16 protein-coding genes are annotated in these 23,847 nt (G+C 72.3%); 2 read left to right on the forward strand and 14 right to left on the reverse strand.

Translation table 11 applies throughout. From position 1 onward, the window contains the following. Positions 1-159 precede the first annotated feature (159 nt). Positions 160-1,188, reverse strand: coding sequence for a TetR/AcrR family transcriptional regulator C-terminal domain-containing protein (locus ABT112_RS04105; RefSeq protein WP_351505300.1), 1,029 nt, complete (start codon positions 1,186-1,188; stop codon positions 160-162). Positions 1,189-1,346: 158 nt separating this feature from the next. Between ABT112_RS04105 and ABT112_RS04110 the strand changes: the two genes are divergently transcribed. Continuing rightward, entirely contained in the window at positions 1,347-2,471 is a 1,125-nt protein-coding gene (locus ABT112_RS04110; protein ID WP_351505302.1) for an FAD-dependent monooxygenase, read from the forward strand. Between the two features lie 224 nt (positions 2,472-2,695). On the opposite strand, the gene ABT112_RS04115 is transcribed toward ABT112_RS04110, so the two are convergent. The 11 genes from ABT112_RS04115 to ABT112_RS04165 all read right to left on the reverse strand — a co-directional run bounded on the left by ABT112_RS04115 (position 2,696) and on the right by ABT112_RS04165 (position 17,665). After that, positions 2,696-6,073 (reverse strand): pyruvate carboxylase, encoded by a 3,378-nt coding sequence (locus ABT112_RS04115; RefSeq protein ID WP_351505304.1) that lies wholly within the window; start codon positions 6,071-6,073, stop codon positions 2,696-2,698. 340 nt (positions 6,074-6,413) lie between these two features. Beyond that, entirely contained in the window at positions 6,414-7,853 is a 1,440-nt protein-coding gene (locus tag ABT112_RS04120) for a dihydroorotase (RefSeq protein WP_351505306.1), read from the reverse strand. Positions 7,854-7,863: 10 nt separating this feature from the next. Beyond that, positions 7,864-9,003: an acyl-CoA dehydrogenase family protein gene (locus tag ABT112_RS04125; protein WP_351505308.1), complete on the reverse strand. Its 1,140-nt coding sequence runs from the start codon at positions 9,001-9,003 to the stop codon at positions 7,864-7,866. Continuing rightward, positions 8,982-10,067 (reverse strand): PrpF domain-containing protein, encoded by a 1,086-nt coding sequence (locus ABT112_RS04130; protein ID WP_351505310.1) that lies wholly within the window; start codon positions 10,065-10,067, stop codon positions 8,982-8,984. The genes ABT112_RS04125 and ABT112_RS04130 overlap by 22 nt, the downstream gene beginning before the upstream one ends. Then, complete coding sequence (asnB, locus tag ABT112_RS04135; protein WP_351505312.1) at positions 10,067-11,971, reverse strand: asparagine synthase (glutamine-hydrolyzing); 1,905 nt, start codon at positions 11,969-11,971, stop codon at positions 10,067-10,069. Before asnB ends, ABT112_RS04130 begins: the two co-directional genes overlap by 1 nt. A 7-nt stretch (positions 11,972-11,978) precedes the next feature. Continuing rightward, positions 11,979-12,773, reverse strand: coding sequence for a cupin domain-containing protein (locus tag ABT112_RS04140; RefSeq protein WP_351505314.1), 795 nt, complete (start codon positions 12,771-12,773; stop codon positions 11,979-11,981). Positions 12,774-12,817: 44 nt separating this feature from the next. Then, a complete protein-coding gene (locus tag ABT112_RS04145) occupies positions 12,818-13,003 on the reverse strand; it encodes a tautomerase family protein (protein WP_351505316.1) in 186 nt (61 codons plus the stop codon). Positions 13,004-13,090: 87 nt separating this feature from the next. Further along, on the reverse strand, positions 13,091-13,891 hold the full coding sequence (locus ABT112_RS04150) for a cupin domain-containing protein (RefSeq protein WP_351505318.1): 801 nt from the start codon (positions 13,889-13,891) through the stop codon (positions 13,091-13,093). Between the two features lie 180 nt (positions 13,892-14,071). Beyond that, positions 14,072-15,301 carry a hypothetical protein gene (locus ABT112_RS04155; protein WP_351505320.1) on the reverse strand — a complete coding sequence of 410 codons (1,230 nt, stop codon included), beginning with the start codon at positions 15,299-15,301 and terminating at the stop codon, positions 14,072-14,074. Then, positions 15,298-16,092 carry a class I SAM-dependent methyltransferase gene (locus ABT112_RS04160; RefSeq protein ID WP_351505322.1) on the reverse strand — a complete coding sequence of 265 codons (795 nt, stop codon included), beginning with the start codon at positions 16,090-16,092 and terminating at the stop codon, positions 15,298-15,300. The genes ABT112_RS04155 and ABT112_RS04160 overlap by 4 nt, the downstream gene beginning before the upstream one ends. A gap of 346 nt (positions 16,093-16,438) precedes the next feature. Next, positions 16,439-17,665, reverse strand: a complete 1,227-nt coding sequence (locus ABT112_RS04165) for an MFS transporter (RefSeq protein ID WP_351505324.1) — start codon at positions 17,663-17,665, stop codon at positions 16,439-16,441. A gap of 335 nt (positions 17,666-18,000) precedes the next feature. On the opposite strand from ABT112_RS04165, the gene ABT112_RS04170 reads away from it, so the two are divergent. Then, on the forward strand, positions 18,001-19,257 hold the full coding sequence (locus ABT112_RS04170) for an ATP-grasp domain-containing protein (RefSeq protein ID WP_351505326.1): 1,257 nt from the start codon (positions 18,001-18,003) through the stop codon (positions 19,255-19,257). A gap of 254 nt (positions 19,258-19,511) precedes the next feature. Here the strand turns inward: ABT112_RS04170 and acnA are convergent, their stop codons facing one another. After that, positions 19,512-22,244, reverse strand: a complete 2,733-nt coding sequence (acnA, locus tag ABT112_RS04175) for an aconitate hydratase AcnA (RefSeq protein ID WP_351505328.1) — start codon at positions 22,242-22,244, stop codon at positions 19,512-19,514. Between the two features lie 10 nt (positions 22,245-22,254). Further along, the gene (locus ABT112_RS04180) at positions 22,255-23,817 is read right to left on the reverse strand and encodes an amino acid adenylation domain-containing protein (protein WP_351505330.1); all 1,563 of its coding nucleotides are present in this window, start codon (positions 23,815-23,817) and stop codon (positions 22,255-22,257) included. Positions 23,818-23,847: the final 30 nt, after the last annotated feature.

A 23,847-nucleotide genomic window follows, 5' to 3' on the forward strand; every position in this document is an offset into this window, starting at 1 on the left:
GGTGCTTGCGCTATGAGGACCCGATGACGTCGCGTGGTCCGGTGGCGTGCATCAAAGGGCGCCGGCGAGAGCCCCTGCACACCCGCGAGGCCGACAGCACTCAGCACCCCAGGACCATGACGGGCCGCGCGGCGAGCATCGCCGGTAGCAGGACATCGCTCAAGGCGTCGAGCCCGCGACCCGGACTCCGGGATTCCCCGTGGCCGGCCGCGTGCGGCCCCGGCCGCCTTCGATGATGGGCGTCAGGCCGTCGAGGAGTGCCCCGAGGCCGAAGGCGAAGAGGGCGTCGAGACGCAAGTCGTACCCCTCGCCGAAGGACCCGACCACCTTGGTGAAGGCCGGGAAGCGGCCGGATGCCATCAGGCCCTCGAAGTCGGGGGCGCGGCTGTCCATCCACTGGTCCTCCGACTGGCCCGTGGCGGCCTCGGCGTGCGCCTCCCGCTCCAGATGGACCGCGAGGCCCTGCACATGGCTGTAGATCAGTACGTGGATGTCGAACAGCACGGTGGGGTCCAGGCCGTGGCCGTCGAGAGCGCTCAGCATCCATTCGCCATGGGCCATCAGACGGGGCAGGGGCAACGGGCGGGTGAGGGAACCGAGCTGGGCCAGCCACGGGTGCCGGCGGTAGAGGGTCCAGAAGGTCCGGGCGCCCAGTTCGACGCGGGCGCGCCAGCCCTCGGGCGGATCGTCGGGGTAGCTCTCCTCGCCGAACGCCGCGTCGGCCATGTGCAGGACGAGATCGTCCTTGCTGGGGACGTACCGGTAGAGCGACATGACGGCGACGCCGAGCCGGGTGGCGACCCCGCGCATGGAGAGTGCCGACAGCCCTTCGGCATCGGCGATGTCGATGGCCGCGCGGACGATCCGGTCGAGGGCGAGCTCCGGTTCGGGGGTGAGCTCCGGTTCGGGGGCCGGGGCGGGTGAGGCGTGCCTGCGGGGCGGGGCGATGGGCGCGGTTCCGGCGACGACCGTGCCGGCCCGGGGGCGGGCCTCGACCAGGCCCTCCAGGCGCAGGGTGGTCAGCGCCTTGGTGGCGGTGGCGAGCGCGACGCCCCAGTCCGCGGCGATCCGTCGGGTCGAGGGGACCCGGTCCCCGGGGGCCAGGTCACCGTCGAGGATGCGTCGCCGGATGTCGTCGACGATGCGCCGGTAGGGCGGCCGGCCGGATGGTCCTGTGTGCTCCGTCACGTCGCGCCGCCTTCCTGTCCTGTACTAGCGCAGAGGTTAGCAGCGAGGATGCCGGACGGAGCCCAACTGCCCTAGGACAGAAGGCTCATTGAGCCAGTTGAAGCGGGTGCACGTACGCCGTACGTTCAGTGCGCGTACAGCGTATTGGAGGATTCACCGTGCAGACCGTTCTCATCTCCGGCGGCGGCATCGCCGGGCCCGTGCTCGCCCACTGGCTCCACCGCCGTGGTTTCCGGGTCACCGCCGTCGAACGCGCCCCGGCTCCCCGACCCGGCGGTCAGGCGGTGGACGTCCGCGGCGTCGCGCTCGACGTGCTCGACCGGATGGGCCTGCTGGACCGGGCGCGCCGCGTCCGCACACGGATGCGCGGCATGTCGGTCCTCGGCCCCGACGGACAGGAGATCGATCGCTCCACCGAGGCCACGTTCAGCAGCGGCCGGCTCGACAGCGACGACATCGAGGTGCTGCGCGAGGACCTGGTGCGGATGGTGCACGAGCACACGCGCGCCGATGTCGAGTACCTCTTCGGCGACAGCGTCACCGCGCTCGACGAGGACGGACTCGGCGTGCACGTCGAGTTCGCCCACGCGGCGTGCCGCCGGTTCGATCTCGTGGTCGGGGCCGACGGGCTGCACTCGACCGTCCGGCGGCTGGCCTTCGGCCCCGAGGAGCGCTTCGCCCGTCACCTGGGCAGCTACCTCTCGGTGTTCGGCGCGGACAACTTCCTCGGCCTGGAGGACTGGCAGCTGTGGCTGCGGGACGGCGACGCCGGCTTCGGCATCATGCCCGTGCGCGACAACACCGAGCTCAGGATCGCCTTCGGCTTCGAGTCGGCTCCCCTGGCCCCGGAACTCCGCGACAACGGCACCCTCCGGGGCCTCATTGCCGACAGGCTCGCGTCCTTGGCATGGGAGGGCGTCCGTCTCGCCGAAGCCGCCCGCGACGCGCCCGACTTCTACTGCGACGCCATGGCCCAGATCCGGATGGACCACTGGTCGCGGGGCAGGGTGGCGCTGCTCGGTGACGCCGGCTACTGCCCGTCCCCGCTGTCGGGGCAGGGCACCAGCCTGGCGCTGGTGGGTGCCTATGTACTGGCCGACTGCCTCGCCGACGCGCACGGCGAGCACCGTGCCGGGTACTCCCGTTACGAGCGGCGGATGCGTGAGTTCGTCTCCCTCAACCAGGCGCTGGCCACGGAGAATTCCGGCCGTCCCGCCTCCGAGGCGTCCATGGAGCACGCCAAGAACGCTCTCTCACTGGACCGTTGGGACCCCGAGGGCTGACGACGGGCACGGGGGCCGTGCGGTGCGGGGCGACCGCCTCCCAGCCGCGCACGCGACCGACCGGAGGTGCGCACACGCCCGACCGGCGGGAGGCCGGCCGCGGCGGCAGGCAGACAGACAGACAGACAGCAGTGGGGTGCGGGCCGGCGGCACTCCGCCCACACCCGCACCCCACTCCCGGTCCGTCGGTTCCGGCCCGGGGCCGGCCCGTCAGGACCGTCGGCTCAGCCGAGGTCGACGAGCAGGTCTCCGCCCTCCACCTGCTGAATCGTGTTGATGGCGAGGCGGGAGACCGTGCCGGCCTTCGGCGCCGCGATGGTGGCTTCCATCTTCATCGCCTCGATGGTCGCCACGGTGGCGCCGGCCTCCACCCGGTCGCCCTCGGAGACCGTCAGCGTCACCACACCGGCGAACGGCGCGGCGACGTGGCCCGGGTTGGACTTGTCGGCCTTCTCCGTCGCCGGGATGTCGGACGCCGCCGAGGTGTCCCGCACCTGGATCGGCCGCATCTGGCCGTTCAGGCTCGACATCACGGTGCGCATGCCGCGCTCGTCGGCGTCGCCGATGGCCTCCAGCTCGATCAGCAGCCGCACACCGGGGTCGAGGTCGACCGTGTACTCCTGCTGCGGGCGCAGACCGTAGAAGAAGTCCTTGCTGTCCAGGACGCTGGTGTCGCCGAAGGCGTCGCGGTGTGCCTCGAACTCCTTGGTGGGGCCGGGGAACAGCAGCCGGTTGAGGGTCCTGCGGCGGTCCGTGTCCAGCTGCTCGCGGTCCTCCGCGGAGAGCTCCTCCGGCGTCGGCTTGGCGGCGCTGCGGCCTTCCAGGGCCTTGCTGCGGAACGGCTCGGGCCAGCCGCCGGGCGGGGTGCCCAGTTCGCCGTGGAGGAAGCCGATGACCGAGTCCGGGATGTCGAACCGGTTGGGCTCGGCCTCGAAGTCCTCCGGCGAGACCCCGGCACCGACCAGGTGCAGCGCGAGGTCACCGACGACCTTCGAGGAGGGGGTGACCTTCACCAGGTGGCCGAGGATGCGGTCCGCGGCGGTGTACATGGCCTCGATCTCCTCGAAGCGGTCGCCGAGGCCGAGCGCGATGGCCTGGGTGCGCAGGTTGGAGAGCTGGCCGCCGGGGATCTCGTGGTGGTACACCCGCCCGGTCGGGGAGGCGAGACCGGCCTCGAAGGGGGCGTAGATCTTGCGGACGGCCTCCCAGTACGGCTCGAGGGCGCCGATCGCCTGGAGGTCCAGCCCGGTGGGCCGCTCGGAGTGGTCGGTGGCGGCCACGATGGCCGACAGCGACGGCTGGGAGGTGGTGCCGGCCATGGAGGCGACGGCTCCGTCCACCGCGTCCGCGCCGGCCTGGATGGCCGCGAGGTAGGTGGCGAGCTGACCGCCCGCGGTGTCGTGGGTGTGGATGTGCACCGGGAGGTCGAACTCCCGGCGCAGGGCGGAGACCAGGGTGGCCGCGGCCGGGGCACGCAGCAGTCCGGCCATGTCCTTGATCGCGAGCACATGGGCGCCCGCGTCGACGATCTTCTCGGCCAGCTTGAGGTAGTAGTCGAGCGTGTAGAGCGTCTCCGACGGGTCGGACAGGTCGGAGGTGTAGCAGAGGGCGACCTCGGCGATGGCCGAGCCGGTCTCCCGGACGGCGTCGATCGCGGGGCGCATCTGTCCGACGTCGTTGAGGGCGTCGAAGATCCGGAAGATGTCGATCCCGGTGGAGGTGGCCTCCTGGACGAAGGCGTTCGTCACCTCGGTGGGGTACGGCGTGTAGCCCACGGTGTTGCGGCCGCGCAGCAGCATCTGCAGGCAGATGTTGGGGACGGCCTCGCGCAGGGCGGCCAGCCGCTCCCAGGGGTCCTCGGCGAGGAACCGCAGGGCGACGTCGTAGGTGGCGCCGCCCCAGCACTCCAGGGACAGCAGCTCCGGCGTGGTCCGGGCGACGACCGGGGCCACGGCGAGCAGGTCCTTGGTGCGGACGCGGGTGGCGAGCAGCGACTGGTGGGCGTCCCGGAAGGTGGTGTCGGTGACGCCGATGGTGGGCGACTCGCGCAGCCAACGGGCGAATCCGTCCGGGCCGAGCTCCGCGAGCTTCTGCCGCGAGCCGGCCGGCGGCTCGCCCGCGGGCAGCGCCGGCAGCTTGCTGCGGGCGTCGACCAGCCGGGGCCGCTCGCCGTGCGGCTTGTTGACCGTGACGTCGGCGAGGTAGGTGAGCAGCCGGGTGCCGCGGTCGGCGGAGTGCCGTGCGGTCAGCAGGTGCGGGCGCTGCTCGATGAAGGACGTGGTGATCCGGCCGGCCCGGAAGTCCGGGTCGTCCAGCACGGCCTGCAGGAAGGGAATGTTCGTGGACACACCGCGGATGCGGAATTCGGCCACGGCGCGGGCGGCGCGGCCGATGGCCGTGTCGAAGTCGCGGCCCCGGCAGGTCAGCTTGACCAGCATCGAGTCGAAGTGGGCGCTGATCTCCGTACCGGCGTGAGCCGTGCCGCCGTCCAGGCGGATGCCGGAGCCGCCCGGCGAGCGGTAGGCGCTGATCATGCCGGTGTCGGGGCGGAAGCCGTTGGCCGGGTCCTCGGTGGTGATGCGGCACTGGAGCGCCGCGCCGTGGAGCCGGATGGTGTCCTGGGAGAGGCCGAGGTCGCCGAGGGTCTGGCCGGCGGCGATGCGCAGCTGCGACTGCACGAGGTCCACATCGGTGATCTCCTCGGTCACCGTGTGCTCGACCTGGATGCGGGGGTTCATCTCGATGAAGACGTGCCGGCCGTCGCGGTCGAGCAGGAACTCCACGGTGCCGGCGTTGCGGTAGCCGATCTGCCGGGCGAACTTCACCGCGTCGTCGCAGATCCGGGCGCGCAGCTCCGGGTCGAGGTCGGGGGCGGGCGCCAGCTCGATGACCTTCTGGTGGCGGCGCTGCAGCGAACAGTCGCGCTCGAAGAGGTGGACGACGTTGCCCTCGCCGTCGGCGAGGATCTGCACCTCGATGTGGCGCGGCTCGACGACGGCCTTCTCCAGGAAGACCGTCGGGTCGCCGAACGCGGACTCGGCCTCGCGGGACGCCGCCTCGACGGCCTCGCGCAGCGCGCCGGGCTCCTCGACGCGGCGCATTCCGCGGCCGCCACCGCCGGCGACGGCCTTGACGAACACCGGGAAGCCGAGCTCGTCGGCTGCCCCCACGAGCTCGTCCACATCGGTCGACGGCTCGGAGGAGCCGAGCACCGGCACACCGGCGGCGCGGGCCGCGGCGACGGCACGGGCCTTGTTGCCGGTGAGCTCCAGGATGTCGGCGCTCGGGCCGACGAAGGTGATGCCCGCCTCCTCGCACGCCCGTGCGAGGTCGGGGTTCTCGGACAGGAATCCGTATCCGGGGTAGATCGCGTCGGCACCGGCGTGGCGCGCGGCCCGGACGACCTCCTCGACGGAGAGGTAGGCACGCACCGGGTGTCCCGGCTCGCCGATCTCGTACGCCTCGTCGGCCTTGAGCCGGTGCAGCGAGTTACGGTCCTCGTGCGGGAACACGGCGACGGTCCTCGCCCCGAGCTCATAGCCGGCCCGGAAAGCGCGGATGGCGATCTCTCCACGGTTGGCGACCAGCACCTTGCGGAACATTGCCCGATCCCTTCTACCTGCCCCGTGCAAAACCCAAGCTTGTCGGTGACAGTACTGCCCAGGTGGCTCAAAATGCTGCCCTGATGTGATCCAGTTCTCGCGAGTGGATGCCGGAGGCCCGGAACTATGACCGGTTCGTCCCGCTGTACCACTCGCTGCACCACTCAGGGTGAGCGGGCGCATCCGTTCGGCTTCCCGGCCTTCCGGAGCAGGTTCCTCCGCGCCGCGGTCCGTCGCCCCGGCAGGTCCGGTTCCGGCGTCTCCGGGTGACTGTGCCGCTGCCGAGGTGAGCGACGGGCGCGGAGCGGGCGGAGCAGCCCCGCTCCGCGCCCTGCCGGTGTCAGGCGGGTATGTACTGCCGGGCCGGGCCGGGAGGGGCCGGGGGCAGCCCGTCGGCCGGGGCGCGGGCGTCCAGCCACTGGCCGTCGGGGCGGCCGAAGGTGCCGGTGGCCCGGTCCCAGATGACCTCGCCGCGCCGCACCGTGATGTCGGGACGGCCGGTGAACGTCGACCCCTCGTACGCCGACCAGCCGCACTTGGAACGCACCGCGTCGGCGGTCAGGAACCAGGTGGCGTCGGCGTCGAACACAACGAGGTCCGCGTCGTAGCCCACCGCGATCCGGCCCTTGCCGTGGCCGAGCCCGAACAGGTCCGCCGGGCGGGTCGAGCAGAGCCGGGCGGCCAGCGCGAGCAGGTCGTCCACCGGACGGTCCGGCCAGCGGCGGCGCATCCCGGTCACGACCGCGGTCAGCAACTCCTGCACCCCGGGCAGCCCGGGCGGGGCGTCGGCGGGCGGCCGGGTCTTCTCCTCGATGGTGTGCGGGGCGTGGTCGCTTCCGATGGTGGCCAGCCCCTCGTGGATCAGTGCGTCCCACAGCCGGTCCTGATCCCGTGGTTCGCGGATGGCCGGGCTGAGCCTGATCCGCGCCCCCAGCCTGCGCGTGTCGGCCCGGGTGAAGGTCAGGTGGTGCGGGGTGGTCTCGAAGGTGACCGGGAGCCCGGTCCGCCGGGCGGCGAGCAGCAGCTCGCATTCCTCGGCGCTGGACACATGCAGGACATGCGCCGCGGTACCGTGCCGGCGCACCAGCTCGATCACCCGGGCAACGGCGACGATGCCGCCGGTGCGGGGGCGCGCGGGCTCGTACGCCTCGTACCTGCTCGGTTCCGGCCGGTCCGCGTCGAGCAGGGAGAAGACCGCGTCGTCCTCGGCGTGCAGCACCACCCGCAGGCCCCGCTCGGCCGCCACGGCGAAGATCCGGTCGAGCAGCACCGGGTCCCGGATGACGTCGGGAGCGGTGTGATGGCCCGTCATGAAGACCTTGACCGATGTCGCCACGCGCGGGGTCAGGCGTTGCAGGGCGTCCACGGTGCCGGTGCCGACGCCGAAGTGGAACCGGTAGTCGACCAGCGAGGTGCCCTCGATGAGTGCGGCCTTGGCGGGCGCGTCGTCCGGATCGTGCAGTGCGGGGCGGGTGTTCGGCATGTCGATGACGGTGGTCACGCCGCCCGCCGCCGCGGCCCGGCTTCCGTGCGCCCAGTCCTCCTTGTGCGTGAGTCCCGGTGTCCGGAAGTGGACATGGGAATCCAGGACACCGGGGAGGACGTGCCGGCCGGCGGCGTCGAGAGTGCGGAGTGCGGGGGGTGCTGCGCCGGCCGGCAGCAGGGCGTGGATCCGCCCGTCGTGCACCGCCACCGTGCGCTCCAGTACGCCGTCGGGGGTGACCACCCGGCCTCCGCTGATCACGAGGTCGTATCGCACGGGTGTGGGGTACTCGTCCATGGTCCGGTCCTCACTTCTCGCTCAGGAGTTGGCGGCACAGGTCGTTGGTGGGGCCCATCAAGCCCACCGCGCGGACGTCGCGGGCGAGCCGGTTGACCGGGTGGCTGCGCAGGAAACCGGTGCTGCCGAGCAGCCGTTGGGCTTCCAGGCAGGTCTCCTCGGCGAGTGTGGAAGCGACCAGCTTGCTGCGCAGAGTGGTGAGGCCGGGGGCATCGCTCTCCCGGCGGCCCGCCCGTTCGACGATCGCCCGCGCGCTCTCCACCCGGCCGGCCAGGTCGGCCAGCCGGAAACGGACCGCCTGCTGTCCGTCCAGGCCGCGGGCGCGGGCGTGCGCCTCGGCCAGCCGGTGGGCGGCTTCGGCGATCCCGACGGCGACGGCGCCCAGGGTGGCGCCGCAGTCGCGGACTTCGGCGATGATCGAGGCAGCTTCGCCGACCGGGCCGAGCACGGCCGCATCGGGGACGAAGCAGGAGTGGAGTTCCACGAAGCCCGTGGCGGAGGCCCGCATGCCCACCAGGTCCATGCCGGCGTCGGCGACCAGGCCGGGGCTGTCGGCGGCGACGAGGTAGAAGGTCTGGCCGCCGGTGCCGTAGGCCAGCTCCCGGCCGTCCGGCTCCGAGGACTGCGCCAGCACCAAGTAGAAGGACGCCAGTCCGGCACCGGTGGTGAAGGTCTTGGCGCCGTCCAGGATCCATCCGCCGTCCACCCGGCGGGCCGTGGTGGCGATGTTGCGCTTGTCGGCCCCGGCTCCGCTCTCGCTCCACGCAGAGGCGGCGATCCATTCCCCGGAGGCGAGCCGGGGCAGATAGTGGGCCCGCTGTTCCGCAGTCCCCCGCTCGCCGATCCGGGCGCTGACCGCGTAGTGCTGGTAGAGGATGATGGCGGCCGACGGATCGGCCTCCGCCACGTGTTCGATCAGCCGGTTGGTGAGCAGCGCTCCGCCTCCCGGCCCGCCGTACTCCGGGGGCACGGCAGCGGCAAGGATGCCGGACGAGCGCATCGCCGTGAGCACGGCTTGCGGCAGCCGCCCGGCGTCGTCCGCCTCGGCGGCGCCCGACCGGAGCAGGTCGAGAAGGTGGCGGTGGTCCTCGTACAGCGCCTCGCGGGTGGGAACAGTCGCCAGGTCGTTCAGACCGTCAGCGGAAGACACGGTTCGGCCTCCTCGGCCACGGAGATGTCACGGAAGGTCAGGTCCAGCGGGTCCGACTCCAGGCGGACGTGCTTGCGGCCCACGCTGACCCATTGCAGAACGGGCCCGCCGGGCGTGTCGGCGAGGTGGACGGCTGCCCGGGCGGCGCCGCCGGGCGTGTCGATCCGGACGGAGCGGCCCGCGGTGCCTTGCTGTGCGGCAGGCCCGGGGGGCCCGGCGCCGCCCGCGGCCTCCCGCTGCAGCAGCTCCGGGAGAGTGCCCTCCAGACAGGCCGCGGCGGCCAGACAGGTGATGCCGGTCAACGCCAGGGTGGGGTGCCATCGGGGCACCGAGATCGCCCGGGCGCTGAGCAGGCCGGGCTCGTAGACCCCGACCGCGGCGATCTTCGGGAACACGCTTCCGCTCGGCCAGCGCAGCAGGTCGGTCGCGGCCGTGCGGATTCTGCCCATCCGTTCGAAGATCTCGTCACCGGCGTGGAACAGTTCCTCCCGGGTCCGAAGTCCCAGGTCCCGCGCGTCGACGAAGACATAGGGGTTGCCCAGGGAGACCAGCGACGCGTCCTGAACGCCGGTGTCCACGGGGAGCCGGTCGACGGGAAGGCCGGTAAGCAGCAGTCGGCGGAGCGGGGTGTCGGGCTGTTGGAGGAAGTGCAGCGTGAAGGCGGCGTCCCGGCGGGCCGACGCGTCGACCTCGCAGACCACGTGGTCACCGTTGTTGAGCACGCGCAGCCGTATCCGGTCCCCCGGTGCGAGCCCGGGCAGCAGTCCGCGCCGGGCGGCGACCAGCACGGAGGCCAGGATGGAGTGGCCGCAGCTGCCGAGGAAGTCGAACTCGTCCGGTCCGCCCGGCAGGCACTGGACGAAGCGGTAGTCCAAGTCGAACAGCGGGTGCGGGGAGGGGGCGAGGAGAGCGATCTTCAGGACATGCCCGGCACCGGCTGCCGCGAGTCGGCCGCGGACCTCGGTGAGCAGCGGACGCAGTGCGGCATCGGTGGCAGGCAGCCCGGCGGCCTCGAGCACCAGGGTCGGGCAGGGTGCCCCGACCGCCTGGGCGAGCTGGCCCATCACCGGGCGGCCCCCGGGAGAGCTGAGAGAGCGGCTGCCGCCGGGGGCCGGATGGCCGGGGGTGCCGGGGCGGCCGCCTGCGCGGTGAGCACCGACGGGTCGGTCGCGGAGGCGTCCGCCGTGGCCGTCGCGGGGAAGAACCGGTCCAGCCACAGCACGTGGACGGCCAGCGCCCACAGGGCGAGTGCAGCACGGTCGTTCGGCCGGGTGAGCTGTTCCTGGAAGAGCTGTTCGACACGGTGCGGGTCCAGTCGGCCGCTGCGGGCGAGCCGGCCCGGTGCCAGCAGCTCCCGGACGTATTCCAGCAGCGGTTGCCCCGGGGCGAGCATCGCCGTGACGGGCAGCGTGAACGGCTGTTTGGGGCGCTGGAGCACGGACGGCGGCAGCAGCCCCTCAGCGGCGGCGTACAACGCCCGCTTCCCGCCGCCCCGTGCAGCCACCTTGGCCTCCTCCGGCAGCGCGCGGGCGTGGCGCTGCACCGACGGCTGGCAGAACGGCAGCCGGACCTCCACGGAGGCGGCCATGGACAGGTGGTCGACCCGCCGCAGGTGGTAGGCGGGCATCCGGACTCCGGACTCGAACTCGGTCAGCGTCCGGACCCGGGGGCCGACGGACGCGCCGAGCTCCTCGGCGATGCGGTCGGCGGCGGATCCGCGGGCGGCGACGAAGTGCCGGTACTCCGCGGAGTAGAGCTCGTTGCGGAGCCGTCGCGGGACCGCGGCCAGCGCGTCGACGTACCGGGTCACCCAGTCCTGGCCGGGCGGGGTGCGCAGCGCCGTGACCATCCTGTCGTAGCCGCCGAACACCTCGTCCGCGCCGTCGCCGGTGAGCGCCACGGTGAAGCCCGCCTCGCGCACCGCGCTGAAGAGGGCGCGGGTGCTCAGCGTGATGGGATCGGCGTTGGGCTGGCCCAGGTGCCCCACCACGTCCGGCAGCAGTTCGGGGAAGCGGGCCGGGTCGATCTCGATCTGATGGTGCCGGGTGCCGTTCCACTCCGCCGTCTCCCGGGCGAAGGCACGTTCGTCGGCGGGCCAGGTCCCGGTGTAGGCGATGTTGAAACTGTGCAGCCCCGGGACCCGGCGGGCGGCCAGGGCGGAAACCAGACCGGAGTCGAGGCCGCCGCTGGTGACGAGGGCGACCGGAACGTCGGCGCGGACCAGCCGGTCCACTTCGGCCGTGAGCAGTGACCGCACCCGCGCGCCCGGGCCGGCCGGAGATTCGGGTGCGGCCGGGACTACAGCGGTGTCCCGGCGGACGATCCGCAGGCCCCGGGAACGGTCGAGGTGCGCGGTGGCCGCCGGGGGCAGCACCCGGATGCCGCGGAACATGGTCTCCTCGCCGAACGGGGTCTTCGTCGAGAGATACGCGTCCAGCCCCGGCTCCCACACCTCGACGGGAACCGCACGGAAGGCGAGCAGGGCGGGCAGTTCCGAGGAGAAGTGGAGCTCCCGCCGCTGGGCGTCCCAGTGGTAGTAGAGCGGTTTCATGCCGAGATCGTCGGTGGCCAGCAGCAGCGTGGGGTCGCGGCGCCGGTCGAGCACGGCGACCGCGTACATGCCGTCGAGGTGATCGGTGAAGTCCGGGCCGTACTCGGCGTAGAGAGCCGGGAGAACCGACCCGTCGCAGTCGTCCTCGAACTGGTGGCCGCGGGCCGCGAGCCGCCGGCGCAGCTCGGCGTGGTTGTAGATCTCCCCGTTGAAGACGACGGTGATCCCGTCGCCGAGCCGGTAGGGCTGAACGCCGCCGCCGGGGTCGGTGACGGCGAGCCGGTTGCTGCCCAGGCCCCAGCCGGGCCCGGTGGCGAATGTCTGGGCGTCGGGACCGCCGTGGCGCTGCAGGGCGGAGGCGGCCCGGAGTTCGTGGGGGGTGGTGCGGGCGTCGAAGTATCCGAAGATGCGGCACACCGTGACGTCACCTCACCTCGGCCGGGACACCGGCCCGTTGATAGAGAACCGGGTCGAAGGGGGTGGGGCCGCCGCAGGTGACGAACCGGCCGGCCGCCGGGTCCTGTTCCGGATGGCGGGTGCCGTGGGGCACTCCCGGCGGGGCGAAGAGCACGTCGCCGGGTGCCGCGTCGATCCAGCGGTCCTTGAGGTAGAGCTGTCCGTGGCCCTCGAAGGCGATGAAGGCCTCCTCGCTCTCGGGATGGACGTGCACATTGAAGTACTCGCCGGGCTGCATGACCCCGCAGTGCAGGCACAGCTGCGGGGTGCCGGTGCCGGGCCAGAACAGGAAGTTCATGGTGGCGGTGCGGTCGGAGGCGGACGTCTGGCCGGTGCCGGAGAAGCCTCGCAGCTGAGTCTCCTCCGCCCACAGGTTGCTGAACCGCCGGGGGCTGGAACCCGGGGTGCGGCCGGGCAGCAGCCGGGTGCGCCAGATGTATGCGGTGAGCCCTTCGGTGCCGTCGGCGGCGAGGCTGAAGCCGTCGCCGGTGGGTGCGTAGACGGTGTCGGCGCGCCGGACCGGCGCCCGCTCGGTGCCGGACGTGGCGTGCCCGCCGCCGGCGAAGACGACGACGACGTTCTCCTCCTCGAGGGCGTCGGCGGGCTCCCAGTGGCCCCCGACAGGCACGTCGACGACGTCGAGGCGCACGATACCGGCCCCCAGGCCGGGCCCGACCGCGGTGGCCACGGAGCAGCCCCCGACGGGGCGGTAGACGAGATCCTGTGCCCGGACGACCGTGCCGTCCTTGGCCGGCAGACCCATGGAATGACCTTTCTCGAGATGTGACGACGGTGTGGCGGCCGGTGTCAGTGGTCCGCCGCGAGAGTGCCGCCGCTTCCCCAGTGGGTCGGCTCGACATCGCGGACGATCACGGTGACGGCCTGCAGCGGGCAGTCGGCGATGCGGGAGACGGTCTCGGAGACCTCCTGGACGAGCCGGCGGCGACGGTCATGGTCCTGACCGCTCCACCAGTCGACGGTGACTACGGGCATGTCCGGCCCCTTTCGGTCGTTGGTCGTGGTGAGGACGGCCGCCCGCGCCGGCGGGCGGCCGGTGACACGCCTGGGCGTGGGCCCGGGTCAGACGACCTCGGGGGAGAGCCCGGCCGCGCGGTACAGAGCGGCGTCGAACGGTGCCGGTCCGCCGACCGAGATGAACAGCGGTGCGGCGTCCGCTCGGTCGGGGTTGCGAGTACCGTGCAGCGCGCCGGTGCGGGCGTAGACACCGTCGCCGGGCCCGACGTCGATCCACTGGTCACCGAGGAAGAACTGGCCGCGGCCCTCGAGCGCGAAGAGGGCGTCCTCCGCCCCGGGGTGGCCGTGGATGTTGAACGTGTTGCCGGGGGCGGCCATGCCGGTGTTGATGCACAGATGGGCGCAGCCGTTGCCGGGCCAGTGCGGGAAGTTCATGAAAGCCCGCAGTTCGTTGTCGACCGGAGCGATCTCACCGGTTCCGGCGAACTGCCGGATGCCCGCGGAGGAGTCGTGGACGGTGTTGAACAGCGTGGGGTCGCTGCCGCGCTTCGCGCCCTCGGGCAGCGGGGCACGCCAGAAGTAGACCGTGAGTTCCGCGTCGCCGTCGGCGGTGTAGCCGATCGGCAGCCCGGTGGGGGCATAGGCGGTGGCCCCCTTGTTCACCGTCTCGGTGCGGTCGCCGATCCGCGCCGTTCCGGATCCGGTGAAGACGATCGCGGTGGTCTCCTCCTCGGTGTACCGGGTGTGATTCCAGCTGCGGCCGGGGGGAATGCGGACGATGTCCACGGAGACGTGCTCCGCTGCCACGTGAGGGCCCACGGGGCGGCTGACCAGAACCCCGTCCTCCTCCGTGAATTCAAGTTCGGCGCGGCGGATGATGATACCGAATTCCTTGTACTCGGCCATGCTTTCTCCTGTCGCCTGATAAAGGCTTCGCGAGCTGCTGCGAGCTGGGCGGAGAACACCTTCGGAACGGTGTTCGTCATTCATGCGGGGACGGTACGCGCGCGGGCGCGGCGGTTCCACAGCGGAATTGCGGAGTGCGGCCGGGGGCCGGGCGGAGGGCCGCCCGGGCCCTGGCGGGAATCAGGCCGGGACCGGTACCCGGCGGGTGACGACGGAAGCGAGGGAGCCCGTGGGCTCGCTCAGCGCCGCGTCGAGCGCCGGCCGCAGCCGGTCACCGTGGACAGCCACGTACAGAGGGAGGGACGGCTTGCCGCCCTCCTCCACGAGCCGGGCCGTGAGGGAGTCGGGAAGCGGCAGCAGCCGCTCGAGGTCGATACCGGACACACCGAGGAACTGCGGGAACGGGACGTCCTCGCCGATCGCCCGGAAGAAGGTGCTCAGGACCCCGGACATATCGGCCTCGTACGAGGCCATCCGGTCCGCTCCCATGGACACGCTCAGCCCCATGCGGAATGCGTGCCCGACGTTGATGTAGTTGGGACAGAAGAGGGTGGATCTCACGTGCAGCGGGTCCGGTGCGTCGCATCCGGCGGCCGCATTCCGGTCGAGTGCGTGGAGTTCGTCGTCGCCACCCGCCCGCCGGAGGACGAGGCCTTGATCATAGAGCGCCTCCCGCCACCGTGGGAAGGCCTTTCCGCCGAGGGAGAACGCATTCATCATGTCGACGGGAATTTCCACGGTTCCGCCGGGGACGTGCAATTCTGTGCGCCGTTCCAGCGCCAGCCGATAGACCGTGGCGAAATACGCGAAGTTCGTGGTGTACCGGGCGAGGCCGACCGCTTCCCGGTCCGCCTCGCAGAATCCGTCGGCGGCCGTCCCGGAGAGATCCGGGACGGGCTGGCGGAGCAGGATCCGGTGCTTGAAGCGGGGCTGCTTGCTGAACAGTTGGTGGCGCACCAGCCTGCCGCGGTCGTCGAGCCGCCACCACACGTGCGGCTTCCACCGGTTGTCGCTGAGGTTGTTGTGCGTGAGCAAGGTGCGCAGATGAGTGTGGCCGCCCGCGTCGGCCCGTCCCGCGGCCTCGGTCATGATCCGCAGGGCGAACCAGGGGAACGCCACCATGGGGGCGAAGGCGTTCATACTCGCGTGCGTCGAGCTGTGCACCACCATGGGTGCCTCGACGAAGCGATGCAGGGAGGCATCGTCCCAGCCGAGCAGCCGGCGCAGCCGCTCGCGGTCGGACTGCGGCGCGCGGTGGAAGCGGGGTTCGGCGGCTCTGACGAAGTCGGCCAGCCGGCTGCGGCGTTCGCGTACCTCCATGCCGGGCGGCCCCGCGGGGCGGAAGGCGCCGAGCAGAGCGGCGAGTGCCGGCCCCGCTCCCCCGGGGGCCACCGACGGGGCGGGGGTCACGCAGGCTCCCCGGCAGCGCGCTCGACGGCGGTGACCGCCCAGGTACGGTGCGGGACCTGGAGCACCTCGCCGGGGAAGTCCTTGCGCAGCACCGCGTCGAGCTGCGCGGTGAACTCCTCGACACGCTCCGGTGTCAGGCTGGCCCCGACTCCGGCGCTGGCGCGGATGCGGCCTTCCCAGGCCTCGGGGGTGTACGGAACGTCGAGGTCGAACGAGAGCGTTTCGATGCCGGTGAACCCCGCCGTGGCCAGGTCGGTGAGCCAGCGCGGGTAGAGCCCGGTGCCGCCGCCCATGGTCCAGGCCGGATTGAAGGCGGTGATCAGCGCCTCGGTGGCCTCGACGACATTGCCCGGGAGCGGCAGCCAGTCGAAGTGGGCGATGACCACCCGGCCGCCCGGGCGCAGCAGGCGCCGCACTTCGGCGGCGGCGGCCGGTGCGTCGAACCAGTGCCAGCACTGTCCGGCCGCCACCACGTCGAACGAGGCGTCGGGCAGGCCGGTTCGCTCGGCGGTGGCCACGTGGTAGCCGATCTCCACTCCGGCGGCCCGGTCGAGTTCCCGGGCCTGCTCCAGGAGTGGGGCGGCCGGGTCGATGCCGGTCACGGTGGCCCCGGACCGGGCGAAGAGCCGGGCGAGGCTGCCGGTTCCGGTGCCGATGTCGAGGACGTCCTGCCCGGGCACGCCGATGCCGGAGGAGCTCAGACGCTCCATCAGGGCAGGCGGAAAGCCGGCCCGGTGGCGTCCGTAGTCCTGGGCCGTGAGGCCGAAGTCGGGGTCGAATTCCTTGGTCACGCGAGTCCTCCTGAAACGGGTGGAGCGGTGTGCGATCGGTGCGTTGGTGTGCGCGGTGTGCGGGCCGGCTGTGGACGGGCCGGTGCGGCACGGGCCGGTGACCGGATCCGGCCGACGGGCGGTACGGGCAGCGGCCCGCGGGGCGGTTGCCCGGGAGGCCTGTCAGCGGAGCGACTGTGTGGTGCGCAGGCGGCCCGGCAGGGCTTGGGCGCGAGGGTCGGTGCTGCCGGGCCCCTTGCGCTCCGGTGGAGTTCTCCGGTCACCACTCGAGACTGTGCCGTGCTCCCTGCCGTGCTCGCAGCGCCTGGACACCGCTCCCCCATCCGGCCCGGTCCGCACGTCGGCCTCAGCCCTCGACGGGCACCGGGGATGCGTACGGACGGGAGCGCTCCGCCCAGCGGGAGACGGCGGGGGCCGCCAGCCCGGCGGCGGCCAGGCCCGCGGCCAGCACCGCCCAGCCGACCCAGCCGTACCCCACGATCAGCACCGTGGTCACCGCCGGGGTCACCGCCGTGCCGAGCTGCGTGGTCAGTCCGAACATGCCCTGGTACTGCCCCTGCGCGTGGTCGGGAGCCAGTTCGTAGGAGAGCGCCCAGGATCCGGCGCTGTACAGCAGCTCGCCGATGGTGTGCAGGACCACGCCGACGGCCAGTACGCCCACCGCGACCCAGGCCGACTGACCGGCCGCCAGTGCGAACACGCCGCAGCAGGCGGCGAGCCACAGTCCGGAGCGGCGCAGCGCCCGGGCGCCGCCGGGGATGTCCTCCGCCCCCCTGCTGACCGGAACCTGGCAGAGCACCACCAGGACGGTGTTGACGAGGAGCAGCGCCGCGAAGACCGATGCGGGGGCCTCGGTCCGTTCGGCGATCCAGATCGGCAAGGCGACGTTGAGGATGCCGGAGTTCATGATCAGTACGGCGTTCAGCAGGCCCACCACGGCGAACGGGCGGTCCCTGAGGACCAGCCAGCGGGATGCCCCCGGGTCCGCGCGGGGCACCGGGGGGAGGTGGGGCAGAGCGAGGAAGACCAGGCCCGCGGCCAGGAACACGGCTCCACCGACGAAGAGTTCGGCCAGGTAGACCGTGCGGGTGTCATGGTTCAGGGCGAGGCCGCCGACGACCGTGCCGAGGGAGAATCCGACGTTGGTCACCGAGCGCAGATAGGCCCGGGTGCGCACCCGCTCCGGCGCCTCGACGGCGAGCGCGACCAGCGCCCCGCGGGCCGCACCGGAAGCCGACTCGGCGACGGCGACCAGGCTCGCCGCGACCAGCAGACCGGCGAACCCGCCCACCAGGGTGTAACCCCACAGGGTCAGCCCCTGCATCAGGACGAAGGCCGTGGATGCGGTGCGGGCGCCGAGCAGATCCGAGAGGTGCCCGGCGGGGATGCTCACCACCATGCCCACCACGGCCGCCACGGTGAGTCCCAGACCCACCCGGGCGGCCGGGATGTCGACCGAGTAGGTGAAGTACAGGACGGAGACGGTGACGACGATGCCGTGGCCGATGCTGCGCGCCAGGGTGCTCAGGGCGAGCACCCACACCGTTCGCGACCGCGGCAGAAGGGATCGCATCAGCCGCGTCGGTTTCGTTCGGTTCATTCATTTCCCCGTTCAAGGCCCGTCGGCGTGGAGGGCCGCGCCGGTCGCCTTATTTACGGCTCCTGACCATGCGTCACCACGCTATCGACCAACACGTCGAAAAATACCGGCAAGCGGATACCGGATCCCGGTGACCTTGATCACATGGACAGCCGGAGCGGCCGGACACTAGATTTTGTTTCCATCTACAGGCAGCGACTTCTTCGGCTGCCCGCATTCACACATAGTCGCGCACGCGAATTAACGGGGAAACGCGCTTCCCCTCTGGGATGAATCTCCTCCGAATCCACACATCCGGGAGTCATGAGATGTCGCAGCCCCCTGAGGTTCTCCACGTCGGCTGGATGACCCGCGCGGTCGCCGCGCTGGGACGGGCCGGGGCCCGGGTCACCTGCGTGGTGGCCCCGGCCGATGCCGAGACCGCCCGGAACTCCGAGGCCCGGCCCCGCGTCCTGGTGGTTCCCGACCCGACGAACACCGAGGGCGTCCTGGCCGCCCTGGCACGCAACAACCTCTTCACCAGCGACTTCGCCGCGGTCTGCAGCGGACTGGAGTTCTGCCTGACGTCCGCCGCGGTCATCTCCGACCTCGGCGGATCCGGCAGCGCCGCGACCCGGCGAACCCTGGCGATGCGGGACAAGGCGGTACAGAAGTCCAGGGTCCGGGACGCCGGCGTCCCGACGGCGCGCTGCGCGGTCGTGGACGACCTCGACGCGGTGCCCGCCGCGGTGAATTTCCCGAGCGTCCTCAAGCCGCTCGACGGCGGAGGGGCCCGGAATACCTTCCTCATCAACGGTCCGGAGTCCCTGCAAACGTCGCTGGAAAGTGCTGCACAGAGCGGCAGCGGCCCCTGGCTGGTGGAAGAATTCATTCCGGGCCAGGAGTTCCAGGTGGACGGCCTGATACGCGGCGGGGAAATCAAGGTACTGTCCATTTCCCGCTACCTGCAGAATCTCATCGAGGTCCACAACGGCGGTCTGGTCGCTCATATCGCACTGCCGCCCGCGGAGTGTCCGGACCTTTATGCCGATACCCGCGCCGTCGTCGAGAGCTCACTGAAGGCTCTTGAATGCGAGGACGGGGTCTTCCATCTCGAGGTGTTCGTCGAGGAGGGCAGGGTCGTGTTCGGCGAGTGTGCCGCCCGGGTCGGCGGCGGCCGGACCGACGACGTCGTGGAACGCGCCTTCGGGGTCGGTCTGCGGGACGAGTGGGCACGGCTGGTCCTCGGCCGGCCCACAGAGGTGGTCGCCGAACCCGTCCACTCCGAAGGTGTCGTGTTCGGCGGGATGAACCTGCCGGCCCCGCAAGGACTGGTCCGCTCGGTCCCCACAGCGGCCGAGGTGCTGGCCCGTCCGGGTGTCGTCCACGCCGAGATCGACACCCGGGCCGGTGCGGTGATGCCCGATGTCACCGTGGCCTCGCACCTGCGGGCGGGACTGGCCGTCGTATCGGGCGCCGACGTCCGGGAGACCGAAGCACGGATGCGGGGCCTGGCCGACTGGTTCGCGAGCAGCGTCACCTTCGAGCCCACAGCGCCGGAGACCGCGGACGAATCCGCCCGCTGAGACCGCTTCCGCTCGCCACAGTGCGGACAGCCGGGGCCTCGGCCGACCCCTCGGTCGGCTCGCAACCCGGCTGTCCGCACTGCGGTTGTCCGACCCCCACCGGCGTGGGCCCCGGCGGCCGAGCCCCGCACGTGCCGAAGCGGAGACCGGCATGGAGCCCGACGGCGGCGCCGCACTCCGACAGTCCGCACCCCGGGCTCTCCCCCTCCGGTTGTCCGTACGGCGGGTACGCGCCCCCGGTTGTCGCCGCACGGTCAGGGCCGGCGCAGTCCGGCGGCAATGCAGGGCAGCACTCCCCCGGCGCGCAGATACTCCACTTCCCGGTCGGTCTCCACAGCAGCGGTCGCTACGAGTTCGGTCACGGATCCGTCCCGGCACCGCAGCCGGACCGTGACCGGCCCGCGGGGACGGAGCCCGGACAGACCGCACAGATCGATCTCCTCGGTACCGTCCAGGCCGTGGCTGCCCGCGTTCTCCCGGGCGGGGAAGAGCAGCGGAAGCACGCCCATCCCCACCAGGTTGCTCCGGTGGATGCGTTCGAAGCTCTCCGCCAGCACCGCCCGCACCCCCAGGAGGGCCGTGCCCTTGGCCGCCCAGTCACGGGCGCTGCCGCAGCCGTACTCCCGGCCGGCCACCACGACCAGCGGGACGCCGGCGGCCCGGTACTCCTCGGCCGCGGCGTGGACGGACAGCAGAGCGCCGCTGGGCTGGTGCCGGGTCCACGGACCCACCCTGCCGTCCGCCATGGCATTGCGCAGCCGCGGGCTGCCGAAGGTGCCCCGGAGCATCACATGGTGGTTGCCGCGACGTGCCCCGAAGCTGTTGAACGCCTCCTCGAGGACACCGAGTCCGGTGAGGTAGCGCCCGGCTTCACCGTCCGGCGGGATGGCGCCCACAGGAGAGATGTGGTCGGTGGAAACACTGTCGCCGAGCAGGGCCAGCACCCGGGCACCGGTGAGTTCGTCGCCGTGCGAGCCGACGCCGGGTGCGGCGTCGACATAAGGCGGCTCCAGGATGTAGTCCGACTGCTCGGGCCAGGCGTAGAGCTCACCCTCGGGGGCATCGAGCGCGTGCCAGCGGGCGTCGCCGTCGAACAGGTCCGCGTAGGCGGCCTCGTAGAGCTCGGCCCCGATCGCGTCGTGCACCGCTGCGGAGACCTCCTCGGGCGTCGGCCACAGATCGCTCAGGTGGATCTCACGGCCGTCAGGGGCGAGGGCCACCGGTTCGACGGTCAGGTCACGCATCACGGTGCCCGCCAGGGCGTGGGCGACCACGAGTCCCGGGGAGGCCAGGTAGGAAGCCCGTACCTGGGGGTGGATCCGGCCCTCGAAGTTGCGGTTCCCACTGAGCACGGCAACACCGAGCAGGTCGTCCTCAGCGACCGCCCGGGCGGCCCGCGTGGTGAGTGGTCCGCTCATGCCGTGGCAGGTGGTGCACCCGAAGGCCACGACGCCGAAGCCGAGTTTCTCCAGTGCGGGCAGCACACCGGCCCGGTCCAGATAGGCGGGAACGGTCCTGCTGCCGGGTGCGAGGCTGGTCTTGACCCACGACGGAACGGTCAGTCCCAGCTCCACCGCGCGCCGGGCCACCAGACCGGCGGTGATCATCGAACCCGGGTGCGAGGTGTTGGTGCAGCTCGTGAGAGCGGCGATGACGACCGCGCCGTCGGCCGGAGCGGCGGGGGCCGGTGCGGCCTCGGCCGCCGGGCCGGGGCGTACCGTGTCGAGACTCGACGGAACGGCGTGCAACGGCACCCGCTCGTCGGGCCTGCTGGGCCCTGCCATGCAGGGTTCGACGGTTCCGAGGTCGAGAGTCAGCTCCTCGGCATACCGCACCGTCTCCGCGCTGCCGGGTTCGTGGAACAGCCCCTGGGCCCGGCAGTACCGTTCGACGAACTCCACGTGCCGGTCGGACCGGCCGGTGGCACGCAGGAACGCCAGCGTCTCCGCGTCGACCGGGAAGAGCGAGGTCGTCGCACCGTAGTCGGGGGCCATGTTCGCCAGGGTGGCCCGGTCCGGGACCCCGAGACCGGCCAAGCCCTCACCGTGGAACTCCAGGAACGCCCCCAGGACGCCGTGCCGACGCAACTGGTGAGTGAGCGTCAGCACCAGGTCGGTGGCGGTGGATCCGGGGCGCAGCCGTCCGGTCAGCCGCACCCCCACTACGCGCGGCGGCTTGAGCAGCACCGGCTCGCCGAGCAGGACGGACGTCGCCTCGATACCGCCGACACCCCAGGCCAGCACGCCGAGCCCGCCGACCATCGGGGTGTGGGAATCGGTGCCGAGCACGGTGTCGGGACGCGCCAGCGGCCGGCCGTCGGCGTCCTCGCCCAGGGCCACCACCTGCGCCAGCCGTTCCAGGTTGACCTGGTGGATGATGCCCTTGCCCGGCGGGACCACCCGCAGTTCCGGGAACGCCTGCTCCGCCCAGCGCAGCAGGGCGTAGCGCTCACCGTTGCGGGCGAACTCCCGGTCGGTGTTGATGCGGAGGGCGTCCGGGCTGCCTGCGGCGTCCACCCGCACGGTGTGGTCCACGACCAGATGCGCGGGCATCACCGGCCGCACCCGGTCGGCGGGCAGTCCCTGCCGGACGGCCGAGGCCCGCAGCGCGGCCAGGTCGAGGACGACGGGTACGCCGGAGTAGTCCTGGAGCAGTACCCGGGACGGCTGGAAGGCCATGTCGCCGTCGGCACCGGCGCCGCCCGCCCACTGGGCCACCGCCTCGACCGCCTGCGGAGCCGCCCGCCCCGTGGCCGCGAGGTGGGCGGCGTTCTCCAGGAGCAGGCGAACGGTGTAGGGCATCGTGGCGAGCTCGGCGCCGACCGCCGCGGCGATCCGGGCCAGGGGGTAGTGGAGCGCGTCGCGGCCCGGCCCCGGCAGGTGGGCGGGGGCGAAAGGCCCGGCAGGTGTGCTTGCTCCCGGACCGCCGGCCGGCTGCTCGTGCGGCGCGCCGTTCCGCGGCGTTCGGGGAATCTGACTGCTCGTCATAGCGTCGGGTTCACTCTCCGGTTGTGGGGTTCGACGCCGTCGCGCCCAGCCGGTCGCACAGTGCGGCCCGGTCGAGCTTGCCATTGGCGGTCCTGGGGAGGCCGGCGGTACGGCGCACGGTGGGTGGCACCATGTAGTGGGGAAGCCGAGCCGCGAGGGCATCGCGGATCCTCCCGGGCTCCTCGGCTTCCGCGTCGGCGGTGTAGAACAGGGCCAGCCGGTCCACGGTGCCGTCCGGCCCGGGGACGGGGACGACCGCGCACTCCCGGACGCCGGGCAGGGTCAGCGCGGTGGCCTCGATCTCGGCGGGTTCGACCCGGTAGCCCGAGATCTTCACCTGTCGGTCGGCCCGGCCGACGAAGTGCAGTACTCCCGCCTCGTCCAGCCGGCCCAGGTCTCCGGTGCGGTACAGCCGTGTCGGGACGCCGTCGAACCGCACCGTGACGAACCGTTCGGCGGTCGCCGCGGGATCCCCGAGATAGCCCAGCGCCAGTCCGTCCCCGGCCACGCAGATCTCGCCCTGCTCGTCGGCGGGTACGGAGGCGGTGCCGTGGAGGAGGTGGACCGCGGTGCCCGGGACGGGCCGGCCGACCGGGATGCCGCCGGGCAGGCCGCAGTCGGCGGGGCGGACCGCCCGGGTGGTGACGAAGACGCAGCTCTCCACCGGTCCGTAGCCGTTGAGCAGCGCCGTCTGCGGGAAACGTTGCAGAAAGGCTCGCACGTGTGGCACGGACAGCCGCTCCCCGCCGGTCATCACCTGCCGCACCCCGGTGAAGGAGTCGAGGTCCTCGTCGACGAAGAGATTGAACAGCGACGCGGTGAGCCACAGGGTGTCCACCGCGGCGGACTTGACGAGGTCGCGCAGGTCGTCCGGGAACAGTTGGTCCCTGTCGACGATCACGCTGCACCCGCCGGTGGTGAGCATGCCCCACAGTTCGAGTCCGAAGGCGTCCCAGGGCACCGGTGCCGCCTGCGGCATGACCCGTCCGGGGCCGAAGTCGGCGAAGGTCGGGCCGCTGAACAGCCGAAGCGTGGCACGATGCGGGGAGAGCACCCCCTTGGGGGTTCCGGTGGTGCCCGAGGTGAAGAACACCATGGCGGGGGCGGCCCCGTCGACGTCGGTGGGGCGCGGAGCCCCTCCGGCCGCGACGGCGGCGGGCAGTCCGCCCGGGGGCGGTGCCCATGCCGGCACCGCGAGCGCCGTATCGGTGGGATCGGCGACCAGCACCGGAGTGTCCAGGGTCCGCAGCACCGAGCGCACCCGTTCGACGGGCCACCGGTGGTCCACGGCGGCATACGCGGCGCCGCACTTGAGCACCGCGAGCAGCACCGCCACCAGCTCCGGGGAGCGCGGCAGCAGTACCGGTACCCGGTGCCCGGGGCGGACCCCGAGGTCCTGCAGGACAGCGGCGAAGGAGTCCGCAGCGGCGTCCAGTTCGGCGTAGCCGACGCGCTTCTCGCCGTGGACCAGTGCGATGGCATCGGGGCGCAGCAGGGCCTGCCGGGCGACCGCGCCGTGCAGGGTCGCAGGGCCTCGACGCCGGGCGGCTCGGGGGGCATTGCTGTCTGACATGTCGTCACCTTCTTTTCCGGGTCGTCCGGA

Origin of the sequence: Streptomyces sp. NPDC002055 (genome assembly GCF_040296705.1) — a bacterium.
Taxonomy (GTDB): domain Bacteria; phylum Actinomycetota; class Actinomycetes; order Streptomycetales; family Streptomycetaceae; genus Streptomyces.

What these genes read in the sequence shown, in the direction of transcription:
- acnA (WP_351505328.1), bottom strand. Translation starts at nt 22,244, where the DNA reads ATGACGAGCAGTCAGATTCCCCGAACGCCGCGGAACGGCGCGCCGCAC.
- ABT112_RS04140 (WP_351505314.1), bottom strand. Translation starts at nt 12,773, where the DNA reads ATGGGTCTGCCGGCCAAGGACGGCACGGTCGTCCGGGCACAGGATCTC.
- ABT112_RS04150 (WP_351505318.1), bottom strand. Translation starts at nt 13,891, where the DNA reads ATGGCCGAGTACAAGGAATTCGGTATCATCATCCGCCGCGCCGAACTT.
- ABT112_RS04130 (WP_351505310.1), bottom strand. Translation starts at nt 10,067, where the DNA reads ATGGGCCAGCTCGCCCAGGCGGTCGGGGCACCCTGCCCGACCCTGGTG.
- ABT112_RS04170 (WP_351505326.1), top strand. Translation starts at nt 18,001, where the DNA reads ATGTCGCAGCCCCCTGAGGTTCTCCACGTCGGCTGGATGACCCGCGCG.
- ABT112_RS04180 (WP_351505330.1), bottom strand. Translation starts at nt 23,817, where the DNA reads ATGTCAGACAGCAATGCCCCCCGAGCCGCCCGGCGTCGAGGCCCTGCG.
- ABT112_RS04115 (WP_351505304.1), bottom strand. Translation starts at nt 6,073, where the DNA reads ATGTTCCGCAAGGTGCTGGTCGCCAACCGTGGAGAGATCGCCATCCGC.
- ABT112_RS04120 (WP_351505306.1), bottom strand. Translation starts at nt 7,853, where the DNA reads ATGGACGAGTACCCCACACCCGTGCGATACGACCTCGTGATCAGCGGA.
- ABT112_RS04165 (WP_351505324.1), bottom strand. Translation starts at nt 17,665, where the DNA reads ATGCGATCCCTTCTGCCGCGGTCGCGAACGGTGTGGGTGCTCGCCCTG.
- ABT112_RS04145 (WP_351505316.1), bottom strand. Translation starts at nt 13,003, where the DNA reads ATGCCCGTAGTCACCGTCGACTGGTGGAGCGGTCAGGACCATGACCGT.